The 20,442-nt window shown below is 40.6% G+C and carries 19 protein-coding genes; 5 read left to right on the top strand and 14 right to left on the bottom strand.

Annotated elements, in window-relative coordinates:
• Positions 1 to 161 precede the first annotated feature (161 nt).
• Genes ACTB0Y_RS10835 through ACTB0Y_RS10815 form a run of 5 tightly spaced genes read left to right on the top strand, consistent with a single transcriptional unit; the run spans position 162 to position 6,792 of the window.
• The gene (locus ACTB0Y_RS10835) at positions 162 to 1,463 is read left to right on the top strand and encodes a GTPase-associated system all-helical protein GASH (protein ID WP_463206839.1); all 1,302 of its coding nucleotides are present in this window, start codon (positions 162 to 164) and stop codon (positions 1,461 to 1,463) included.
• An 8-nt stretch (positions 1,464 to 1,471) separates the two neighbouring features.
• Entirely contained in the window at positions 1,472 to 2,464 is a 993-nt protein-coding gene (locus tag ACTB0Y_RS10830; RefSeq protein WP_463206838.1) for a TRAFAC clade GTPase domain-containing protein, read from the top strand.
• On the top strand, positions 2,451 to 3,278 hold the full coding sequence (locus tag ACTB0Y_RS10825; protein WP_463206837.1) for a TRAFAC clade GTPase domain-containing protein: 828 nt from the start codon (positions 2,451 to 2,453) through the stop codon (positions 3,276 to 3,278). Before ACTB0Y_RS10830 ends, ACTB0Y_RS10825 begins: the two co-directional genes overlap by 14 nt.
• The gene (locus ACTB0Y_RS10820; RefSeq protein ID WP_463206836.1) at positions 3,275 to 5,767 is read left to right on the top strand and encodes a GAP1-N1 domain-containing protein; all 2,493 of its coding nucleotides are present in this window, start codon (positions 3,275 to 3,277) and stop codon (positions 5,765 to 5,767) included. The genes ACTB0Y_RS10825 and ACTB0Y_RS10820 overlap by 4 nt, the downstream gene beginning before the upstream one ends.
• Positions 5,764 to 6,792, top strand: coding sequence for a phosphorylase family protein (locus ACTB0Y_RS10815; protein ID WP_463206835.1), 1,029 nt, complete (start codon positions 5,764 to 5,766; stop codon positions 6,790 to 6,792). Before ACTB0Y_RS10820 ends, ACTB0Y_RS10815 begins: the two co-directional genes overlap by 4 nt.
• Positions 6,793 to 7,066: 274 nt before the next feature.
• On the opposite strand, the gene ACTB0Y_RS10810 is transcribed toward ACTB0Y_RS10815, so the two are convergent.
• The 14 genes from ACTB0Y_RS10810 to ACTB0Y_RS10745 all read right to left on the bottom strand — a co-directional run bounded on the left by ACTB0Y_RS10810 (position 7,067) and on the right by ACTB0Y_RS10745 (position 20,368).
• On the bottom strand, positions 7,067 to 8,392 hold the full coding sequence (locus ACTB0Y_RS10810) for a rhodanese-like domain-containing protein (RefSeq protein WP_463206834.1): 1,326 nt from the start codon (positions 8,390 to 8,392) through the stop codon (positions 7,067 to 7,069).
• Positions 8,393 to 8,437: 45 nt separating this feature from the next.
• Positions 8,438 to 9,247, bottom strand: coding sequence for a hypothetical protein (locus ACTB0Y_RS10805; protein WP_463206833.1), 810 nt, complete (start codon positions 9,245 to 9,247; stop codon positions 8,438 to 8,440).
• A 117-nt stretch (positions 9,248 to 9,364) separates the two neighbouring features.
• Entirely contained in the window at positions 9,365 to 10,504 is a 1,140-nt protein-coding gene (locus ACTB0Y_RS10800) for an efflux RND transporter periplasmic adaptor subunit (protein WP_463206832.1), read from the bottom strand.
• Between the two features lie 23 nt (positions 10,505 to 10,527).
• Positions 10,528 to 11,781 carry an ABC transporter permease gene (locus ACTB0Y_RS10795; protein WP_463206831.1) on the bottom strand — a complete coding sequence of 418 codons (1,254 nt, stop codon included), beginning with the start codon at positions 11,779 to 11,781 and terminating at the stop codon, positions 10,528 to 10,530.
• 12 nt (positions 11,782 to 11,793) lie between these two features.
• Positions 11,794 to 13,026, bottom strand: coding sequence for an ABC transporter permease (locus ACTB0Y_RS10790; RefSeq protein WP_463206830.1), 1,233 nt, complete (start codon positions 13,024 to 13,026; stop codon positions 11,794 to 11,796).
• The gene (locus ACTB0Y_RS10785) at positions 13,019 to 13,714 is read right to left on the bottom strand and encodes an ABC transporter ATP-binding protein (RefSeq protein WP_463206829.1); all 696 of its coding nucleotides are present in this window, start codon (positions 13,712 to 13,714) and stop codon (positions 13,019 to 13,021) included. The genes ACTB0Y_RS10790 and ACTB0Y_RS10785 overlap by 8 nt, the downstream gene beginning before the upstream one ends.
• Positions 13,715 to 13,885: 171 nt before the next feature.
• The gene (locus ACTB0Y_RS10780; RefSeq protein WP_463206828.1) at positions 13,886 to 14,050 is read right to left on the bottom strand and encodes a hypothetical protein; all 165 of its coding nucleotides are present in this window, start codon (positions 14,048 to 14,050) and stop codon (positions 13,886 to 13,888) included.
• A 20-nt stretch (positions 14,051 to 14,070) separates the two neighbouring features.
• Entirely contained in the window at positions 14,071 to 14,715 is a 645-nt protein-coding gene (gene hypB, locus ACTB0Y_RS10775) for a hydrogenase nickel incorporation protein HypB (RefSeq protein ID WP_463206827.1), read from the bottom strand.
• A gap of 2 nt (positions 14,716 to 14,717) precedes the next feature.
• On the bottom strand, positions 14,718 to 15,080 hold the full coding sequence (gene hypA / locus ACTB0Y_RS10770; RefSeq protein ID WP_463206826.1) for a hydrogenase maturation nickel metallochaperone HypA: 363 nt from the start codon (positions 15,078 to 15,080) through the stop codon (positions 14,718 to 14,720).
• A 3-nt stretch (positions 15,081 to 15,083) separates the two neighbouring features.
• Positions 15,084 to 16,097 (bottom strand): hydrogenase expression/formation protein HypE, encoded by a 1,014-nt coding sequence (hypE, locus tag ACTB0Y_RS10765; RefSeq protein WP_463206825.1) that lies wholly within the window; start codon positions 16,095 to 16,097, stop codon positions 15,084 to 15,086.
• Complete coding sequence (gene hypD, locus ACTB0Y_RS10760) at positions 16,094 to 17,188, bottom strand: hydrogenase formation protein HypD (protein WP_463206824.1); 1,095 nt, start codon at positions 17,186 to 17,188, stop codon at positions 16,094 to 16,096. The genes hypE and hypD overlap by 4 nt, the downstream gene beginning before the upstream one ends.
• Positions 17,185 to 17,412 (bottom strand): HypC/HybG/HupF family hydrogenase formation chaperone, encoded by a 228-nt coding sequence (locus ACTB0Y_RS10755; RefSeq protein WP_463206823.1) that lies wholly within the window; start codon positions 17,410 to 17,412, stop codon positions 17,185 to 17,187. Before ACTB0Y_RS10755 ends, hypD begins: the two co-directional genes overlap by 4 nt.
• Before the next feature lie 45 nt (positions 17,413 to 17,457).
• Positions 17,458 to 19,743 carry a carbamoyltransferase HypF gene (gene hypF, locus ACTB0Y_RS10750; RefSeq protein ID WP_463206822.1) on the bottom strand — a complete coding sequence of 762 codons (2,286 nt, stop codon included), beginning with the start codon at positions 19,741 to 19,743 and terminating at the stop codon, positions 17,458 to 17,460.
• Between the two features lie 13 nt (positions 19,744 to 19,756).
• Entirely contained in the window at positions 19,757 to 20,368 is a 612-nt protein-coding gene (locus tag ACTB0Y_RS10745) for a redox-sensing transcriptional repressor Rex (RefSeq protein ID WP_463206821.1), read from the bottom strand.
• Positions 20,369 to 20,442 lie beyond the last annotated feature (74 nt).

Here is a 20,442-nt window from a genome sequence, read left to right as displayed (position 1 = left end):
AAAAAAGAAAGATGGGAATGGCAAAAAGAATTAAAAAACAAATGGCTAAATTTGACATAAAACCTGACGAAATTGGAATTGGTAACTCATTGACTCCCAACTACAATTTTTAACGTTAGTCAGAATTTAAACCGAGAATAATGGTATAAAGTATTATAAGTATGGCAGAATCAATCCTTCAAACCTATCTTAACGAGCAACATATTAAAGTTGCAGATGAACCTAGCGTTGAGAATTTAAAAAAGGCAATTACTCAAGTCAAAAAGTATCTTATCAAGAAAAAAGCGGAAATTATACCTTTTACACTGGTTGCGCTTGATCCGAAGGTTAAAGATACTGATCCGGTAGTGGAGCAAGTGGAAAAGATCATTATTAAACATTGGAAGACCTTTGCGAACAATGTGAAATCAACAAATGATAAATCAACTACCTATGTACGGGCAGTGATTCTGGAATCACTGAGCCAAATATCCAAGAGTGATGCGACAATCGCTGCACTCGTTTGGCTGACAGCCCGTGATGTGATTGCACATTTTTACCTAGGCTCAGAGCAAAACGTTATCGGTAAGGTTTTACAGGAATTGGCGGATAAAACTGAGGAGAATGGGCGGGCTGCATGGGAAGTTTCCCAAAAAATTCAGATGGAAGACTTCAAAGGTGATGATATCTCTATTTCAGATGTTAAAACGGCAAAAATAGATAATGAAACACTGCAGAAGCATTTACTAAATGCAATGGTTCACTCAGGGTGGAAAAACAACGCAGGAGGAGGTGCAAACCCGCACCATCAGGGGCAAAATGATTGGCAATGGCCCAAATTTGCGGCTGAGCACTCAGCAAAAGGAATAACTGAAGTCGTTAATTCTGCTTTATCTCAACAAATTAAATATTTTTCGACAATTTATACCTCCATACAAAAAAGCCTAGACTCCTACTTTGCCAAACTTCAACCTTTTTTCGAGGAACTAAATAAATCTTTTGCTAATAGCATTGCAGCCAACAATAAAAGAAGTGGGCTGCTTTGGTGGAAACAATCTCTATACTCTAAGTCGCTTAATACGAGTTATCGAAGCCTTGACCAATTAAACGCAGCAGTTACCATGGCAGTTGATCTTGCGGAACAAGTAAATGCTATTTATCCGGAGAGTGTAGATTTCCTCCTGCGTGAAACACTTAAAGATGTTCATGGGGAACAAACGGAGGAAAAACGATTGCTCACTGATTGGTTAAAAGAAAGTATCAAGCTTAATGAAACAATCAAAGCAATATTAGAGAAACATTCAGCAGATGGAGAGGAACGGAAGCCTCTGATAATTGCGTGGGCATACACGGTACAAACTGGAAAAACTTCAGATTTTTTTGACCATACCGGTATCGATAAGAAGGCTAAGTTGTCGGTCTCTGATTTGGCTGTATGGTTGTTTCACGGGCTTCAGGCACAAAAACTGGCTACGGCTAAATAATTCAAGATATGGCAAAACGAAGATGTAGTAGAGATGATTGTCACGCCCCTGTGGATTTCTGCCAAGAATTAGGAGGCCCCCTGCATGAACAGTGTCCAAATTATAAAAAAACAGACACTGAGGACACCTCTACTAAAGAAAACAAGAAGGCCAAAGATTCTAAGACTATTCCTTGGACAGGAAATTGGCTGAAACCAGATGAAATAAATATCATCGCCCACCGTGGCATACCTAAAATCATTGGTTTAGTAGGGGCATCAGGAGCAGGGAAAACTACCTATCTTGCTATGTTATATTCCTTACTTTTTAATGGAAAGCGAATCGACAAATGGGACTTTGCTGGAAGCATTACGCTGCAAGGATGGGAGTTACAGGCAAAAACACTTCAAGTTCAAGAAGACGGTACGATTAAAAATCCCGATGCTACACCTTCGGATAAAGATTTTTACAGCCTTTATCACCTTGCGCTGCGTAATGATAGTTTGTTGCACGATATCCTATTTGCAGATTCATCTGGCGAGGTATTTACTAAATGGGCTGACAATGTGAACGATCCTGCCGCTGAAAATGCCCGCTGGATTTATAAGAATGCCCACGCCTTTCTATTTTTTGTAGACTGTGAAGCGATTATTAAACAGCGTGGCCGTGCGAAGCGTGACATAGTACAATTATCTGAGCAGGTAAAAAAAGGACTTGGAGATAGGCCAGTTATTATCGTATGGTCTAAAGCTGATTTGAATGATCAGGTGAGAAAAGAACGGAAAACCGTTATTGAATCAATAGAAAGAAATCTGTCAGCAACATTTCCTGGAGCAACATCGCTGATGATTAGCAATTATTCGAAATCCGATTCCGATCAGCTTTGCCATATCAACAACATAGGGGTAGCTGAATCCGTACTTGAGGAAATATCACAGCCTAAACCTCTTCGCATTTCTCCAGTGGAAATGGTTACAGATGATTCGTTCTTTAAATATCGAGGTAGTTATGACAGCAAATAATGAAATATTAATTATCGGTCCACCCAAGTCAGGAAAAACTACTTTTCTGGCGCAATTATATGGTCGCCTTATTAATCGCGTTGGAAAGCTGAAATTGTTGGAGACACCTGACAATATTGAAGCAATCAAAATGGCGTATGATCGATTAGCAGATGGACAGGAAACCGAACCGACTCCCTCAACGGACAACTTGGAGGTGAAGATTCCGGTAAGGCAAAACGACCATGAGTTTGTGTTGCATTGCAAAGATTATGGAGGAGAGCAGGTGCGCGATCTTGTGGCACAAATGGAATACGATAAAACATGGATTGAGCGGGCTAAAAAAAACGATCGCTGGATTCTTTTTGTTCGCCCATCAGAGATCGAGCAGCGATTCGACCTTAGCATGAAAGGATTTGCCGAACAAGAAAAGAAAAAAAATAAGACAGTAATTACCGGAGCTTCCGATCAATCTCATTTCATTGAATTAATTCAGGTAATACTTCATGCGCGTGAAACGGGTATGAAAGATCTTATTGAGACACCACGATTGCTTATTGCTTTAACGTGCTGGGATGAGTTAAAAACAAATGAAAAACCAGAGGAAGTGCTGCAGCATAAAATGCCCCTTTTTTATCAATTTATTGCTGCCAACTGGTTACCTGAAAAATTTAAGGTTGTAGGAGTCTCAGCACAGGAGTTTCCACTGCAAAACCAGGAGAATCGAGATAAATACTTGGATGAGCTACCTGAAAACTTTGGATACTTAGTGATGAATGAAAACCCTAAAGAAAAAGATCTAACCCGACTCATTGAAGAAGTACTTACATTATGATAACTATTCAACAAGCTATTTATGGGGAAGTCCCGAAAAAAACTAAAGGACATGATCTATTAGCAGCTTCTGACGAAAAAAAAGACCTTTTTAGACATGTGAGTGGCAAAACAGATCTTGCTGATCGACCTCAAGGAGGAGTCCTTTCCGAACCTGTTCTCCGTGGTCTAATTGTAGAAGACCAATTTCTACTTATAAAAACCTTTCCAGACAGGAGCCCTGAACTACGGACTGGGCGAGTATTTGCTCATGTTTTATTCATACGAAAGGCCGATCTTCAGAGGGTTACCCTGTTAAGCCAATTGTTCAAGTTTCACATGTCCTCAATAAATAAGGCAGCGGAAATGCAAGTGCTGGAGTATGATCCACTTGATTCAAAGAAATTATCAGATAAATTGAATGAAAGGGAAGCCGCTGCCTCAAATGCCCTATTACGGGAAGAAAACTTTGTATGGTTGGGTGAAAATGGGTACTGGGAATTTATTGATCGTATTTGGCCGCAGCTACCGTTGGAGGTTAAATACACAATGAGAATCGGAGCGGCCTTTAGCCCTAGTTATGTAAAAGAAGAAAATCTTAATCTGATCTATATTCCTGCTGAGGCAAAAATACTGTGGGAACGTCATGATTTCCGTGTTTTAGATACTGATGAATCAGAAAGCCTACAATCGGAAGCTGCGCAATGGCTAGCAGGGAATACTCAAAAAGCATCATCCTTTCAAGCCTTGATTGATGATTTTGAACCGAAAATCATTTCGATTGATTTGCTCAGTAGGCTTCAAAACCATGGCAAAGTCTACCATCAGTTGGATCAAAACCCAATGTTAAATAGAATGCTGGTTCTATCCAATTTTATTTCTCGAGTCACCCCCGATGAAAAGTCTGGTATTAGAGGAAAGAGCAGGCTCGTTGCTGCTATTTTACAAGCTATTCCTACAGCCAAAATAGATCATATTAAAGCCCTCAGTTATCAAAGCTGGAAAGGTTTTCCTAAAGCAAAAGAATTGGTGTCAAGTTCATTGCGCGAGTGGCTATTTAAAAATATTTTAGACGGCAAAGAGGCGAAACAAGGTGGCAGTATCTTGATTCAGGCATTGAAAGCTGAAACTTCCAATTGGTGGTGCAAAACAGTTACTGATTATATAAATGGTCGTTTGAAAAATCGTCAAACCAGCGATTCAAAAATTCTGTGGCAATGGATGATAAAAGAACCTGAGCTGATATCCAAACATGCCTCGTGGTTACCTGATGATGCTGAGAACGAATTATCAAAAAAACTTCCAAAACTTGATGCTACCATATCAGAATTAGTATTAAAAATGGCAACTGAAAAAGACTGGCTTTTGCTCCATGCAAAAGTGGCTGCAAAACATTACTCACCGTCAGATGCTATTGAAGCTCAATTACAAATTGATACAGATGATAAACATATCGAAGCATTTGAAGCCTTTTCACAAGACATTAAACCTGATGATTTCGTTCCGATAGCGGCACAACACACAGATTTAAGATTGCATCGAATCGCAGGAAGGCTAATTGCAGCGAACGGTACCCTGCTTAAAGGAATTAAGATTGCCAGTGATGGATGGCAAAACTGTTGGAAAGTAGCTATTGAAGAGGGCGGCCAGGTATGGTCTGGTATTCATAATCCACAACAGACACTTTTCGGAATCATGGATCATCTGCTCGGTGGAAATTCCTTTAGTGATAAACTGCTTAAAGCGATGAGCTTAAGCAATTACAGCAGTCTGAAAGACTATCCAGAACGATCATCTATCTGGCATTATTTACCTGCTAGTATACGAACTGGTTTCGTTAAAGCAACAATTTTAGATCTGATTGATGAATTTGCCTCAGGACAACTACATCCCAATGATCTCGAAGCAGAATTACAAAAAGGTATTCGATTGGAAGAAGTTCAGCAGCAAATCGTTGGAAGTCAGACGATATCACTTTCAAGCAAATTACGACTGTTCAATATAATTCCAGAGCTCGGAAAGCAGCATGCCCAAACATTGCTTAAAGAGAATCACTTTACAAAGTTAGAATCCGAACAATTTGGTAAGTTGATTACGAAAAATAGTTGGAAGCAAATAGCAAAAAGTTTATACCATCAGCGTTTCCACAGGAAGGATACAACACCAGCCTTATTACATTGCAGTCACCTACTGGATTTCTGGAGTAGGTGGAATCTTTCCATTAGCGGGTTGAAATCGGATGCAACTACACCAGATGAATGGTGGCAATTGTTATTGTCTAAAGCTGCTGAAAAATATTATTTAGGGCCAACACAAAATGGACTTTGGACAAGGGCTGGTGGAAAAATGGAAGAAATACCAAATCAAGGGGTTTCAGGAAAACAGATTTGGGTCGCTGCCCTCGACCATATTCGAAACGGTGGAAGGCCATCAGTAGAAAAACTATTACAAGAGATGCAAAAAGATTTCAATAGAGACGAAACATTAGATAAACTTATACAATCGCTATGAAGAAACCTATACTTATTCTTACTGCCTTAAAAGTTGAACGTTTTGCTGTTGAGGAGTATTTGGAAAACAAAAAGCCAATATCGCATGCAAAAACAAAAACCGACTATACTAAAGGCATATATAAGTCCAAGAATGGTGAATTTGATGTGATTGTTGGACGTACCGATCAAACCAATGTAAATGCCGCCATTGAAACAGAGCGTGCCATTGACCACTTCGATCCTGAATATGCTTTTTTTGTTGGTGTTGCAGGAGGATTAAAGGATGTGAAGGTTGGCGATATTGTTATTGGGCAAGATGTCTATGGATTTGAAAGAGGCAAAGCTGAAAGTCACAACTTTAAACCCAGACCGAAGTTTGGGACTTCAACATACGCATTAGAACGTTTGGCTGCAAAATACTCTGAAAGCGAAGACTGGAAGCTAAAAGCAAGTGATCTTGTGAAGAAGGAATTGGCTCCAGTGATTAATACTTACACTGGCACCATAGCTTCTGGCGAAAAGGTGGACGCTTCGATTGATTCTGATTTACATCAATTTCTAAAGCAGAATGCCAGTCATGCACTCGCAATTGAAATGGAGGGATTGGGCTTTTTAGAAGTTTGTCGTATGCGTCCCTTGGTGAAAACACTACTGCTTCGTGGAATATCCGACTTAGTAGACAAAAAGAGCGAAATGGATGCAAAGGGTTTTCAACCATATGCATCAGCCAATGTAGCTGCATTCTTGTTTGGTCTCATAGATCAATTGGACTTAGAAAAGGATGCCGAAGAGCGCAGCCGATCACAAAAATTGGTTGAAATAATGTGTAAGCTTTATCCAGGAGGTTTGCGAGATAATCAAATATGGGTATCTGCTGGTGGAGATTTATCATTGATTAATCTTAGCCAAACAGGAAAAGGTCAATGGGTTGAAGCTATTCGAGTTTTGAAACTAGGGGGTGGAGGTAGTATAAGTATGGATGATTTGATCTCAGCAGTTGTTGATGAGTATGGAGCGAATAAAGATGTAAAGGAACTAATTTAACATGAACTGATTCAAGCCTTAATAAGCATAGCTTTATTAAAGGCCCCCACAATATAAATTTTGACATTTTAATAAATAAAACGTACCGCAATATTGTGTAAACGTTATGCTGGCGAAAGTGGTGATATGAAAGCAAATATATTAAATAAACATTTCGGTAAGCTTAAAGTGAAGTGCTATAAAACCCGCACTACGCTTAGTGCGCCAAAAAGCAAATGAAAACTTCCCTTAATTAGTAGTGGATAATAGGATTCGGTTTGAACCAATTTAATTCCTACAGCAAATTCTGCATTATTTTTTTGCTGGTGTCGATATCTTTGGGGTGACCGGTTTCAATGGGATTGGCGGGGTCGTTGCTCCACTCGAACCAGCCGCCATCATAAACCGAAACGCGGGGCCAACCCATGAGCCAGGCGTTGAGGAATGCTTCGCTGCCGCGCCATCCGGTGCCACAATAAAAGGCGTTGTGCTTATCGGGTGTAATGCCGGCATCTTCCCATATTTCAGCAGTTTCGGGGAAAGCCCGCATGGTGTGGTCCAAATGGCGGTAGTTTTCCATGTGGTAGGCATCAGAACCGCAATTGCCAAATACGGCACCGGGTATGCGGCCGGTTTTTTCTATGTAGTTGTAACCGCTTACTTCGCCTATATACTCTTTCCAGCTGCGTATGCAAACCAAATTGGCATCACCGGATTGGAGCATGGTTTTGGCTTGTGGTACATCAACGGCCAGTTCAGGGCGGCCGGGAATTTCTGCTCCAAAATCAGCCGCCGCTTCAGGTGCTGTGGGTGTGGATGTAATTTCAAACCCGGCATCTTTCCACGATTGTAATCCGCCATTGAGTATTTTTACATTTTTTACGCCAGCATAAAGCAGGATGAATGCGATGCGCATGGCTCCGAGGTGTCCGGCGCTACTGCCCGGAAAAGGGTCTTCGTTGTGCGGTGCGGCAAAACGGCCGTAAACAACTACTGTGCTGTTTTGGGTGATGCCCGATTTTTCGAGTACGGTTTTTATCTCTTCGGGCGACCTGCGGTTCCATGTTTCCATCGATTCCAGCCAGTTGGTATCCATAGGTATGGCTCCGGGTATATGGCCCGCATCATAATCTTTGGGGTTTTGGTAATGCGCATGGCAAATGACCAGGTTTTCGCCCTCGAGATGCTCAACTTTTTTACCATCTATAGCCTTTTTTAGCCATTGGGCAGGGACGAGGTTTTTGTAGCGAGCCAGCTTTTTTAGCGGCAAGTCAGTATTTGGGATCCATTCGGTAGTAAAGTGCGGGTAAATGGCAATATTTTGGTATCCTGCAGTGGCAAACATGGAGGCTACCTCGTTATTTGCAGCTTCATCGTAACCATAAATGACAATGTCATCTTCAGGCACGATACCTTTTTGTCTTACAATTTCAATCCAGTCGATGTATTTGGTCCATTTTGCATCGAGGCTAATGGCGCCGGGTATGTGTCCGCCGCGGGATTCGTTTTTAAGCCGCCATCCGTTAAATGCATCTACCGGTCTGGAGTCTATGAAAATTGATTTTTTGTTGTTTTGTTTTTGACTAACTTCTTTTGTGGAAATGTTTTTTATCTCTGGCATAAAGTGTTTTTTTCAATTAACGCCTCATCGTAACATTTGTTGATTTTATTCAATTCTCATTTGCAGGTACCACTCAAGTGATTTGTTGAGGTAGTCCATTAGCGTTTTCTGAAAGCTTTTGTAAGGTGTTTCTTCTAAAGAATCTATGGGCAGAATGGCACCTTCCCAGTTTTCGTTAAGTTCCCACTGGGCTGGTGAAATATCCGGGAGGTTTAGATAGTTTATTTTTCCTTTAAGCGAATAGCCAGATAAATAAAAATACGGAGTTTCAATCATATCATCTTCCATGGCAAGGCCAAATCCAATACCTAGATCGTCATTGGGTTCAATGTAAATGCCGGTGTCAAAATGGTGTGGCCAAATCCTGATTTCTTTTTCAATTTGCAGGTGTCCCAGCACAAGTTGGCAGGTTTCATTAGCCAATTTTCTGAAATATGTCCACTGTGTAATATCTTCGGCACTAAGCAGGTCGACTTTTTCTTCAATAAAATCGTATTCAGGTATTTCATAATGCATAGGCTCTGTAAATCCATCAGGGTTGATGCCAATAATCATGAGCGATTCGGTGATTTCTGTTTCAATTTCCTGCATTGATTTTGTAGCATAAGCCACTGCAGCTATTGGTATGAGTTTGTCGTTGAGCCACTCATATGTTTGTTTTGTAAGATTAAGGGCAAGTATTACTTTGCCTTTACCGGTATCTATCCACCGCCCAAGAATCCGGTTGGAAAGGGGGTCGAAGTAGAGATTTGTGTGGCTGTCATCTTTTTTTGTCTGTACAAACGTGCGGTTAGCCTTTGCAATGGGCTGGCTTAGCCAGTGAATTTTTTGGTCGGTTTTGTTATAAAGTTCCATATGTTTTCTTTTGATCTGGTGTTTTTTTAGATACTACACGAAAGTTACGACCTTTTTATTACAAAAAAAAGCTGCCCCGGGGGAGGGGCAGCTTTGCTATTTATTCAGTGCATTACTTTACGCTTTTTCTTCAGATTCTTCTTCTTGCTTTTCTTTTAGTTTTTCCTTTACCAGAAGTTTAGATTTTATGCGAGTATCTTTATCAATGCCATTGAGTACTTCAATGTTTATACCATCGCTTATACCTACGTCGATATAGCGTTTTTCGAACTGTTGTGGCTCAGTTTCTACTTCCACATACACAGAGTCGCCTTCATCTTCAAATTTTATGAGGCTCTCTTTTATGGCCATTACGCTATCTTTGCGTTCTAAAACGATGTCGGCAGTGGCAGAATAGCCGGAACGGATAAAATAATCATCTTTGAGTTTCACTGCTGCCTTAACCTTAAATTTTACTGCACCTTCTTCTTCCTCGCCCTTGGGTGCTATGTATTCCAGTATAGCGTCGTAAGTTACATCTTCTAACGCTCCGACAGTAAGTTTAAGGGGCATGCCCTTTCTAATTTTTCCAACTTCGCTTTCGTCGATTTTCCCTTCGAAAATCATTTCATTCATATTGGCCACTACTGCAATGGTGGTACCATCGTTAAAAGTGTTGCTCTCAATTACCGAGTTGCCTTCTTCAACAGGAATGTCGAGTACCATGCCATCGATTGTACTTCTAATGAGGGTATTGGTAACCGAACCTTTTTTTTGCGAGACACCTTCTTTAATGAGGTTCAGGTTGTTTCTTGCTGCATCAAGCTCGCTTTCGGCATTTCTCAAGACAATTTCGGCTTGTTCAAGGTCTGCCACAGGTATTACGCCTTTGTCGAAGAGCGATTTTTGCCGGTCGTATTTTCTTTGTGCATCTTTTTTACTGATTTTTGCTTGTTCCAGCCGGGCTTCAGCATTATTGAGGCTAACCATATCCGGAACAACCATAACTTTAGCAATTAGGTCGCCTTCTTTGAGTACTTTACCCGGTTTTACATAAATGTCTGTTACGATACCACTCACACGTGGTTTAATCTCTACTTCTTTGCGTGGAATTATGGTTCCGGTAGCAACAGTTTTGTTTTCAATATCGGTAATAAAAGGCTTCTCAATTTCGTATATTTTTTCTTTAGGTTGCGATTTTTGATAAAGGAAGCCAATGGTTCCAATAAAAACGACACCGATAATGACATACAGTAAAATGCGAAAAAACTTTTTCATGGTTTTAAGTTTATAATGATTTTTTATTCGGTTCTTAATGCTTCAATAGGTTTTATTCTTAAGGCTCTTTTGGCTGGGAGCATGCCTGCAAATACGCCTGATATTATTAAAATAACTAAGGCTGTAATGGCTACGCTGAAATTGACGGTTGGATTGGTGAAAAAATCCGAACCTTCGCCCATGGCTGAGTTAATAAGTTCGATAAGTCCTACGCCAACTACCAGCCCCATCCAACCGGCTGAAGCTGTTAGAACAAGTGATTCCATCAGGATTTGATTGGTAATTTTAACGGGTTTGGCGCCTATTGCCCGGCGTATGCCAATTTCTTTTGTCCTTTCCCGCACAACCACAAGCATGATGTTGGATACCCCGATAACTCCTGCGAGTAATGTGCCTATTCCAACCAACCATATGAGGAAATTGATGCCGGTAAAAAGATTTTGTACCTTCATGAATTGTTCTTCAACATTGACATGTCCAACAGCCTGGTCGTCGTTCGGGGCTATGTTGTGCCGGCGTTTAACCACTTTTATCACTTCCCCGGCTACGGCCGATACGCTAGTGCTTTTATGACTGGTCATTGCGTACCAGAATACTTTATCGCCATAGTTGTAAAGTCGCTGCAGGGTGGTAAAAGGGATGTGTACATTCTGGTTTTCGTTATTGGCTTGCTGTCCCGATTTTTTTGATTTGAACACACCAACGACCTGAAAGTAAACACCGTTTATGCGGATAAATTTATTTAGGGGTTCTTCGCCTTTATCAAATAAAATTTCTTTTACGCGTTTGCCTATTACCACAACTTTGCGGCGTCTGGCAATATCCATATCATTAATAAAGCGTCCATCAGTGATGGTGAGCGGGTCAATTTTATTCCAGGCCGGGTAGTCGCCATAAATACTGAATGAGCCGGTATTGTCTTTGTATACAGCATTGGTGGCCCCGTCGCCACCATATCCCTGAATGCGGGGCGCCAGCAAGTCAATACCCGATACATTATCGAGTATTGCTTTTGTGTCACCATTATTGAAGTTCCAGTTTCTGCCTGCTTCAAATCCTTTGTGGGGCTCGGTGGTCTTTTGTGTCCACATGAAAGCGGAATTGGTCGAAAAATCTCCCATATTCTGGTATATGCCATTTTGAAGGCCTGTGCCTGCCCCCAGCATTACGGTAAGCATAAAAATACCCCAAAATACCCCGAAGGCTGTTAAGAAGGTGCGTAGCTTATTGCTTTTTAGTGTATGAATGATTTCCTGCCAACGATCAATATCAAACATATCGTCAAGGTTTTATTCGTCGCGAAGTGCGACAATGGGTTTAATTTTTGCAGCTTTTCTGGCCGGAATTAATCCTGCTATTGCGCCACTTACAACAAGTAATATGGTAGCGCTTACTGCCACGGAAAAGTCTGCTTCAGGGTTTCTGAAAAAATCTGAATTGGGCATATTCGCCGATACTAGTTCTAAAAGTCCAACACCCAATACAAGGCCAATGTAACCGGCCAGCGTAGTAATGGTTATGGCTTCCAGCAACACGAGATTAATGACCGACCAGGGCGTAGCTCCAATTGCTTTTCGTACGCCAATTTCTTTGGTGCGTTCTTTTACCACAATCAGCATAATGTTGCTTACGCCCACAATACCGGCAATAATGGTCCCAATGCCAATGAGCCACACAAATATTGATATGCCTGTAAAGACACTCCTTACATCTTTTGCGTTCTCTATATTATTGTTAACCCACATGGCCCGGTCATCTTCCGGGTCAAAGTGGTGGCGAGCGGCAAATTGTTGTCTTAGTTTTTCCTCTAAGTCCACACTTTCTTCAATAGAGATGTTTTCAGCAGTAAATGCCAGGTTATGTATGCGGTTTCCTTCACCAAAAGCCCTTTGGGCAGTGGTGATGGGCACATAAACACGCTCGTTATCGCGTTCTGACTGGTCTTTGAAAACGCCAATTACTTTAAATGGCATGTCACCCAATCGAATGTATTTGCCAAGTGGGTTTTCATCTTTTTTAAAGAGTGCATCTTTTGTTTTGTAGGAAATGGAAACTACTTTTTTGCTGTGCTCCATATCCAGTTTATTAATGAAGCGACCCTGGTTAAAAGTGAGTTGTTCCAGTTCCTCAGTTCCCGGATGCACACCATATACCCTGTGTCCCACGAGTTCATCTTTGTAGTGTATATTGGCACTCCAAACACTTAGCCGTGCCGAGCTGGTTTGAATAACTTCATGGTTTAACCGGTTAGTTTCTTTAAAGTCTTTGTTTGTAAAACGAATATTGCGTCCCGGTTGGTAGCCTTCGTGCGATTTGCTGGTTTTGCCAGTATAAACCCACAAGCTATTTACAGCATCAGACTCAAAGTTATGCATCGCAGCATTCTGAATACCTTTGCCAGCTCCGAGTAAAATAATTAGCATAAAGATGCCCCATGCCACACTGAAAGCAGTGAGAAATGTGCGCAGTTTGTTTTTCCGAATGGTCGAAAAAATTTCCTGCCATTTGTCAATATCAAACATAAGATGCTGATTTTTCGGCTTCTTCGGCTTTCATTATTTGTCCGTCATGCAGCTTAATGATGCGGTTTGTCATTTCTGCGATATCATGCTCGTGCGTAACGATGATAACTGTAATTCCACTTTGATTAATATCTTTCAGTATATCCATTACGTCATAGGAGGTTTGGCTGTCGAGTGCACCGGTAGGTTCGTCTGCCAGTATTACTTTTGGGTTTGTGACCAGTGCACGTGCTATCGCTACGCGTTGTTTTTGTCCTCCGCTGAGTTCGCTGGGCAAGTGGGCAGCCCAGTCTACAAGTCCTACTTTATCTAAGTATTCCAGCGCTATTCGATTGCGCTTTTTACGGTTTACTCCCTGATAATATAGGGGCAGAGCAACGTTTTCCTGCGCATTTTTAAAAGTGATAAGATTAAAGGATTGAAAGACAAAACCGAAGTATTTGTTTCTGTAAGCTGCGGCTTTTGTTTCATTGAGATCTTTAATCAATAAATCGTCCAGAAAGAAAGCGCCTTCATCATAATTATCGAGCAGGCCTAAAATGTTAAGAAGTGTTGATTTCCCTGATCCTGAGGATCCCATAATTGAAACCAGTTCTCCATCGTTGATTGTGAAATTCAGACCTTTAAGTACATGAAGTCGATTAAGTCCTACCTGATAAGATTTGTGTAAGTTTTCAATTTTGATCATGGTTAATGGGTTTTACAATGACAAATTTTTTGTCTGTAAATGTTGGGTTTTGGGTTAATTTATCGCTAAAATATGTCAATACGACGTTATTAAAACGGTAAAGTTACAATTTATTGTGTTATTTTAAAATATGAAGTGTTAAAGGATAGTGAATTGTTTGAATTGGCCGGATTAATCATCGGTAATTCTTACTAATACTTCCCTGTATACACTGAATAGCTTCGACCTGGAAACCATAACCAGATATTTACCGTTATCTATTACGGGCAGGTTCCATGCTTTGGCTTGATTGAACAAACATTTTATGTTGAAATGTAAGGCTTTCAAATATCTCATTCTGGTCAAGATACATATGTTTAACTAAATTGCTCTTTGAACCAGTTCATCATGGGTGTAATGCCATCTTTTTTCGTACTCGATATCCGGAACAAAGGAATTTTACCATTAAGCTTTTGCAGATCTTCGTTAAAGTGTTCCAGTGAAAAATTGGTATATGGAATGAGATCAGTCTTATTTAAAATTACAGCCTGTGCTTCTCTGAATAGCATGGGGTATTTGATTGGCTTGTCGTCGCCTTCTGTTGTGCTAACTACAGCAATACGGTAATGCTCTCCAAGATCAAAGGCAGTTGGACAAATCAAATTACCCACGTTTTCGACTATTATAATGTCGAGTTCGTCCAGATTGAGATTTTCAAGCGCTTTGCTTATGCTGTGAGAATCAAGATGACACGCACCTTCTGTATTGATTTGTATTACAGGCACATTGAATACTGTTAGTCGCTGGGCGTCGCGGTCTGTGTAGGCATCACCTTCTATTAACCCAAGTCGCTTAATGTGGGCAAATTCCTTACAAATAAGCTCAAGTATGGTAGTTTTGCCTGATCCCGGGGAACTGATGAAGTTGAACATTTTAATTTGCTTCTCTTTAAGCAATTTTCTGATTTCGTTTGCTTTGTTCTGGTTTTTATCCAGAACGTTGCGCATAATTTTTATTTCCATAATTACTCTCCTTCTATGCTTTTGATGGTTAGTTCTTTGCCGCCTATAAGCTCGAGGTCAATGCTTTTACATTGATGGCATTGATACTCGCTATTTTGTATGAAAAACGTATGTCCGCAGTGGTTGCATTTCATTTTAATGGGTACAATTTCTAAATTCAGGTCTGCTTCTTCAGCAATGGTCTCTGCAGCAGCACTCTCAAATGCATGATGAAAAATGCCGGGAACAATGCCGTGCATTTCTCCTATCAGGAAGTTTACCCTGTTAATTTTTGAAATTTCTTGCTGCCGGGCCACTTCCAATATTATTCTAAAGGTGTTTTCGACTATGGCTATTTCATGCATGGTTCTATCTGTAGTTAGCAATGGTTAACAAATTCTTGGTAATTGTTCCCCGGACCGCATTTGTAACATACGTTTTCCTCCGATAACGCTTTCTGCTGTCACTATTCCGTGATTTCCTTTTTTTACTTGTCCGATAATAGCGCTTTCTCTGCCCAATGTGTCTTTTCTGAGGGACTCGATCACTTTATCTGCATCTTTTGCCGACACAATGATGGCTATTTTTCCCTCATTGGCCAGGTATAAAGGATCAAATCCAAGTGTTTCGCATATGCCTTCTACCGGTTCTTTTACCGGTATGTGTTCTTCCTGAATTTCAATGTCGATGGCTTGTGTTTGTGCAATTTCATTCAGGCATGTGGCAAGTCCTCCGCGTGTGAGGTCACGTATAAATTTGATATCAAAATCACTTTTCAGGAGTTGATGGATCATGTGAGTGAGTGATGCACAATCTGATTTAAGGGTGCTTTGAAACGACAAATCTTCCCGTGCAGAAAGCACTGCAATGGCATGATCGCCTAATGATCCGTTAATGATTACCACATCGCCTTGTTGAATATTTTTGCCGGCTGAAAAATGTTCGGCATAATCCGGAATGGTTCCTATGCCACTGGTGTTGATAAAGAGCTTGTCAGCTTGTCCTTTTCGTACAACTTTAGTGTCACCGGTTACAATATTGGCTCCTGCTTTTTGAGCTTCCCGGGCCATAGAAATTACAATTTTCTCCAGTTCTTTTAATGAAAAACCTTCTTCAAGTATAAACCCCACACTGATGTATTGCGGTATGGCGCCGCAAACTGCAAGGTCATTTAAGGTGCCACAAATCGAAAGTTTACCAATATCACCTCCTGGGAAAAATAGCGGATGTACTACAAATGAGTCGGTTGTAAAGGCCATGCTTTTGCCGGTAGTTTTTAGTATAGCTGAATCGGCCTCTTTAGTGAGCATTGTATTACTAAAGTGCTTAAAAAACATATCATGAATCAGATCATGCATTAATTTACCTCCGCTGCCGTGACCGAGTCTTATTTGGTTGTTCATGATGTTTCTTTTTTTGTTTGATAGCGGTAATAGGCCTGGCAAGCCCCTTCACTTGACACCATGCAAGCCCCCACCGGGTTATCGGGTGTGCAACTTTTGTCGAAAAGTGCGCACTCCGGTGGCGATTGTAATCCTTTTAATATTTCTCCGCAAATACAGCCTTTGTCATCAATGGTTTCTTCCACTTCAACAGGGATGTTTTTTTCTGCATCGAAATGTTCATAGGCTTTATTGAGTGTAAGTTTGCTTTTGGCAATATTGCCTAATCCTCGCCATTCGCTATCGGTTGCAGTAAATATTTTTTTCATTATTTCCTGTGCCTTTAGATTGCCACTTGGATGCACGGCCCGTTTATATTGAATTTCTACGGTTGGTTCGTTTTTATTTACTTTTTTTATCAGGGTTAAAATGGTTTGCAACAGGTCCAGCGGTTCAAAACCCGATATAACGCAGGGTATCCCGTATTTTTTGGCAATTTCATCATAGATTGCTGATCCGGTGATGGTGCTAACATGTCCCGGGCAAATGTAACCATCAATTTTAATTCCTTCGTCTACAATGGCTTTCATTGCAGGTGGCATTAATTTATGGGCACTTAGAATGAAAAAGTTTTTTAGCCCGGTTCTATTAGCTTCTTCTACCGCTACTGCAGTGCCCGGAGCGGTAGTTTCAAATCCAATGGCCAGAAAAATAACCTGTTTGTTCCTGTTTTCTTTTGCTATTGTAAGCGCGTCTAAGGCTGAGAATACTATTCTGATATCGTTTCCCTGGGCTTTTTCCTCTTCAAGTGAGCTTCTGGAACCCGGGACGCGTATTAAATCGCCAAAAGTGGCTATGATGATGTTTTTAATTCTTGCATATGCAATGGCAGTATCGATGTAGGATTTTTCTGTTACACAAACCGGGCAACCCGGGCCTGAAAGTAATTTTATTCCTGCTGGAAGCAGTGATGGAATTCCAAATTTTTGTATGGCCATGGTATGTCCACCACAAACTTCCATGAAAGTGTATTGCCCGGTGGTTGAGTGGTGAATGGCTTCTATGAGCTTTTTTGAGAGCTCTTTATTTCTGAATTCATGTACATATTTCATGTCTCGGAACTAATATTATTCATCTGCTTTATAAGCTCCAGGGTCTCTTTAGCTTCTTTGTCATTGATTTTTTGTATGGCAAATCCAGCATGTAAAAGCACATACTCACCAATTTTTGGATTATCAATGAGATGAATGCCGGCTTTGTAGGCCGCGCCATTGATAGAAACAATGGCTTCGTCGCCTTCGATGCCTTCTATTTTGGCCGGGATGCTTAAACACATAGGTTTGGGTTTTTAAGTTCTTAAAATGTTTTCCGTCAGATATTTTCAGGTACTACTCATCTGTGCATTGGCTATGGCCAATTGTCCCAATGCTATACCGCCGTCATTGGGCGGTACTTTTTCGTTGATCAAACATCTGAACTGTTTTGCTTCCAACTGCTGTACTGTATTTTGGACGATGGTCATGTTCTGAAATAAACCACCCGAGAGCGCCACGGTGTTGATATCATATTGCTTTCGTAAAGCTTGAGCAATTTCAACAATAACTTCAATCATGGTTTGATGGAACCTGGTCGCAATTACTGATTGTGTTTCGTTGTTTTTCATATCAGAAATGATTTGATGAAACATCTCATTAAAAGATACGTGATTTTTTTTAATTCTGAAAGCATAAGAGTCAATCTGGGTATTTTTTACAAGAGATTCGAGCTTCATGGGGGCTTCAGCCTCGTAGGATGAGTTAAGACAAACGCCCAGTATTGCTGCAACAGCATCGAATAAGCGTCCTGCTCCGCAAGTAAGTGGGCAGTTGATGTCCTTTTTAACACTCTCAATCACCAGCTTCACCTGATTTTCACCGACTTGTTTGCCAAAAAGCTGAAGCGCCAGGGTTTCTCCATTTTTGAATGATTGCAGGATGAAGGAAATGGCCATTTTCCATGGAGATTTAATGGCAGTTTCACCGCCCGGCATTGGCATGTACTCAAAGTGGTACGCCCTTGTAAATTCCCGGAGGTCGCATGTCATAAATTCGCTTCCCCAAATGTGTCCATCGCGGCCGTAGCCAGTGCCATCCATGCTGATACCGATTACTTTTTCTGTAATTTGGTGTTCAGCCATTACAGAAGCTATGTGCGCGTGATGGTGAAATGTTCGAATTAGCGGAATGTTGAAATACCTTGAGATTTTTTGACCGTGGTTACTGCTCACGTAATCCGGGTGGGCATCAATTGCAATTGCCTTTGGGGATTTGAGATGAAAAAGTTTCATGAATTGCTCAATAGCGTTTTGGTAAAAGCTATAGGTTTCTGCATTGCTCAATTCCCCCATATGTTGACTTAAAACAGCCTTGCCTGGCGTTCCGATGGCAAAGCAACTTTTTTGATCGGCACCCATGGCCAGTATCTTGTGTTCAGAATTGGGCAGCTGAATAGATCGAGGCGCAAATCCCCGGGCTCTTCTTAAAAGTTGTATTTTATTTTGAGTGATTTGTACTACCGAATCATCAATCCGGTTCTCTATATTCCTGTTATAGCTTAAAATGCCGCTGACCTTCTCGCCAAAATATGTGAGCGCATGTTGGTTGTCTTTAATGATGGGATTGTTGGAGAAATTGGCACTGGTGTAAATAATTGCATCAGTGTTCAATTCTTCAAAAATTTGATAATGGAGTGGCATGTAGGGTAAGATACAGCCAAGTGTCTTTAATCCTTCATTAATGTTGTGCGCTAATGAGTTGGATTTTTGTTTAAGTAAAACTACCGGACGTTGCCATGCTTGTATGCACTCAAGTTCCTGTTTGTTTAGTTGAATATGTTTTTTTAATGCTTTGATTCCTGAAAACATTACGGCAAAAGGTTTCTGGTCGCGTTTTTTTAAAGTTCTTATTTTTTTTACTACGGTTTCTTTGCGAGCATCTCCGCAAATAAAGAATCCGCCAGTTCCTTTTGCAACTATTACTCCACCGTCATCAATAATGCGGGCAGTTTGTTTTATGATTGACTCAATAACATTAGTTTGAGCAGCTTTTTGATGCAATGTGTATTGAGGCCCACATTGGTTGCATGCTATAGGTTGTGCATGGAATCTTCGGTTACTGATGTCTGTGTATTCACTATTGCATTGAGGGCACATGGTAAAGGAAGCCATTGTTGTGTGGGGCCGGTCGTAAGGTATGCTTTTGATAATTGAAAAACGTGGCCCACAATTGGTGCAGTTGGTAAAAGGATAATTGTTGCGATGCGCTTGTGATTTCATATCCTCCAAACAATCATGGCAAACAGCAATATCCGGACTTATTTCGGTAATTTCGTTCGACTTATCCTGGCTTTGTGCGATTTTAAATGAACTGTATGATCTTTTGTGCGATGGGTTTTCAATCTCTGAGCTAATGATTTCTGCGGCAGGAGGAGCCTCTTGATGTATAGCTTTCAGGAATGATTTAATCGAAAACTCAGCTCCCTGCATCTCAATTTCAACTCCCTGATTGGAGTTTCTTACCCAGCCATAAATATGATGTTGTTGTGCAATGCGATAAATAAAGGGTCTGAAACCAACTCCCTGTACCAGCCCTTTAATGATGATGCGATATGTTGGGCTTGTTTTGTTCAAGCTTAGCCTCCGGTTAATTTACTTTTGCATGGTAAAATACACGGGTTATTTCATCTGCAAAGCTGATGTTTTTTACAAAAACATCATCGGGAACTTTCAGCATAACGGGCGCAAAGTTTAAGATGCCTTTTATACCGCATTCAACCAATTTATTACAAACTAATTGAGCAGAAATTTCCGGAACAGTTACCACTGCCACTTTGATATCGTTTTCTTTTACAAAAGTCTCAACTTCATCAAAGTGCAAGATGGGTATTTTATTGTCCACATTTATTCGTGATGGGTTAATGTCGAACCCGGCTTTTATTTTAATCCGATCACTTAGGTAATTTTCATATTTTGTTAAAGCTTTACCAATATTCCCAATACCAACAACTATTATTTCGAAGCAACAGGTTTTCCCAAACATCTCATCTAATTTTGTAATCAGGTCATCTACTTTATATCCAACTTTGCGTTTACCCCTGATTTCCATATTTGAGAAATCTTTGCGCACAACATCGGAACTTACCCCTGTTTCTTCGCCAATGGTTTTGGAAAAGACATAATCAAATCCCATTTTTTTTAACTGAACCAGTGCAGATCGATAATTGAGTAATCTTTTTGATATGTGACGCGATACCATATTGTGAAGAATTTCATATGAAAACGTATCGTAAATATATGAAGAATTTGTCAGATTGCATGTGTTATTAGTAA

The organism is Salinivirga sp., from assembly GCF_055145285.1.
Note: the sequence above shows the minus strand (reverse complement) of the source record. Positions and strands in the feature narration are given on the sequence as shown.

Coding starts and splice junctions, on each gene's coding strand:
- ACTB0Y_RS10835 (WP_463206839.1), top strand. CDS start 162: ATGGCAGAATCAATCCTTCAAACCTATCTTAACGAGCAACATATTAAA.
- ACTB0Y_RS10830 (WP_463206838.1), top strand. CDS start 1,472: ATGGCAAAACGAAGATGTAGTAGAGATGATTGTCACGCCCCTGTGGAT.
- ACTB0Y_RS10825 (WP_463206837.1), top strand. CDS start 2,451: ATGACAGCAAATAATGAAATATTAATTATCGGTCCACCCAAGTCAGGA.
- ACTB0Y_RS10820 (WP_463206836.1), top strand. CDS start 3,275: ATGATAACTATTCAACAAGCTATTTATGGGGAAGTCCCGAAAAAAACT.
- ACTB0Y_RS10815 (WP_463206835.1), top strand. CDS start 5,764: ATGAAGAAACCTATACTTATTCTTACTGCCTTAAAAGTTGAACGTTTT.
- ACTB0Y_RS10810 (WP_463206834.1), bottom strand. CDS start 8,392: ATGCCAGAGATAAAAAACATTTCCACAAAAGAAGTTAGTCAAAAACAA.
- ACTB0Y_RS10805 (WP_463206833.1), bottom strand. CDS start 9,247: ATGGAACTTTATAACAAAACCGACCAAAAAATTCACTGGCTAAGCCAG.
- ACTB0Y_RS10800 (WP_463206832.1), bottom strand. CDS start 10,504: ATGAAAAAGTTTTTTCGCATTTTACTGTATGTCATTATCGGTGTCGTT.
- ACTB0Y_RS10795 (WP_463206831.1), bottom strand. CDS start 11,781: ATGTTTGATATTGATCGTTGGCAGGAAATCATTCATACACTAAAAAGC.
- ACTB0Y_RS10790 (WP_463206830.1), bottom strand. CDS start 13,026: ATGTTTGATATTGACAAATGGCAGGAAATTTTTTCGACCATTCGGAAA.
- ACTB0Y_RS10785 (WP_463206829.1), bottom strand. CDS start 13,714: ATGATCAAAATTGAAAACTTACACAAATCTTATCAGGTAGGACTTAAT.
- ACTB0Y_RS10780 (WP_463206828.1), bottom strand. CDS start 14,050: ATGAGATATTTGAAAGCCTTACATTTCAACATAAAATGTTTGTTCAAT.
- hypB (WP_463206827.1), bottom strand. CDS start 14,715: ATGGAAATAAAAATTATGCGCAACGTTCTGGATAAAAACCAGAACAAA.
- hypE (WP_463206825.1), bottom strand. CDS start 16,097: ATGAACAACCAAATAAGACTCGGTCACGGCAGCGGAGGTAAATTAATG.
- hypD (WP_463206824.1), bottom strand. CDS start 17,188: ATGAAATATGTACATGAATTCAGAAATAAAGAGCTCTCAAAAAAGCTC.
- ACTB0Y_RS10755 (WP_463206823.1), bottom strand. CDS start 17,412: ATGTGTTTAAGCATCCCGGCCAAAATAGAAGGCATCGAAGGCGACGAA.
- ACTB0Y_RS10745 (WP_463206821.1), bottom strand. CDS start 20,368: ATGGTATCGCGTCACATATCAAAAAGATTACTCAATTATCGATCTGCA.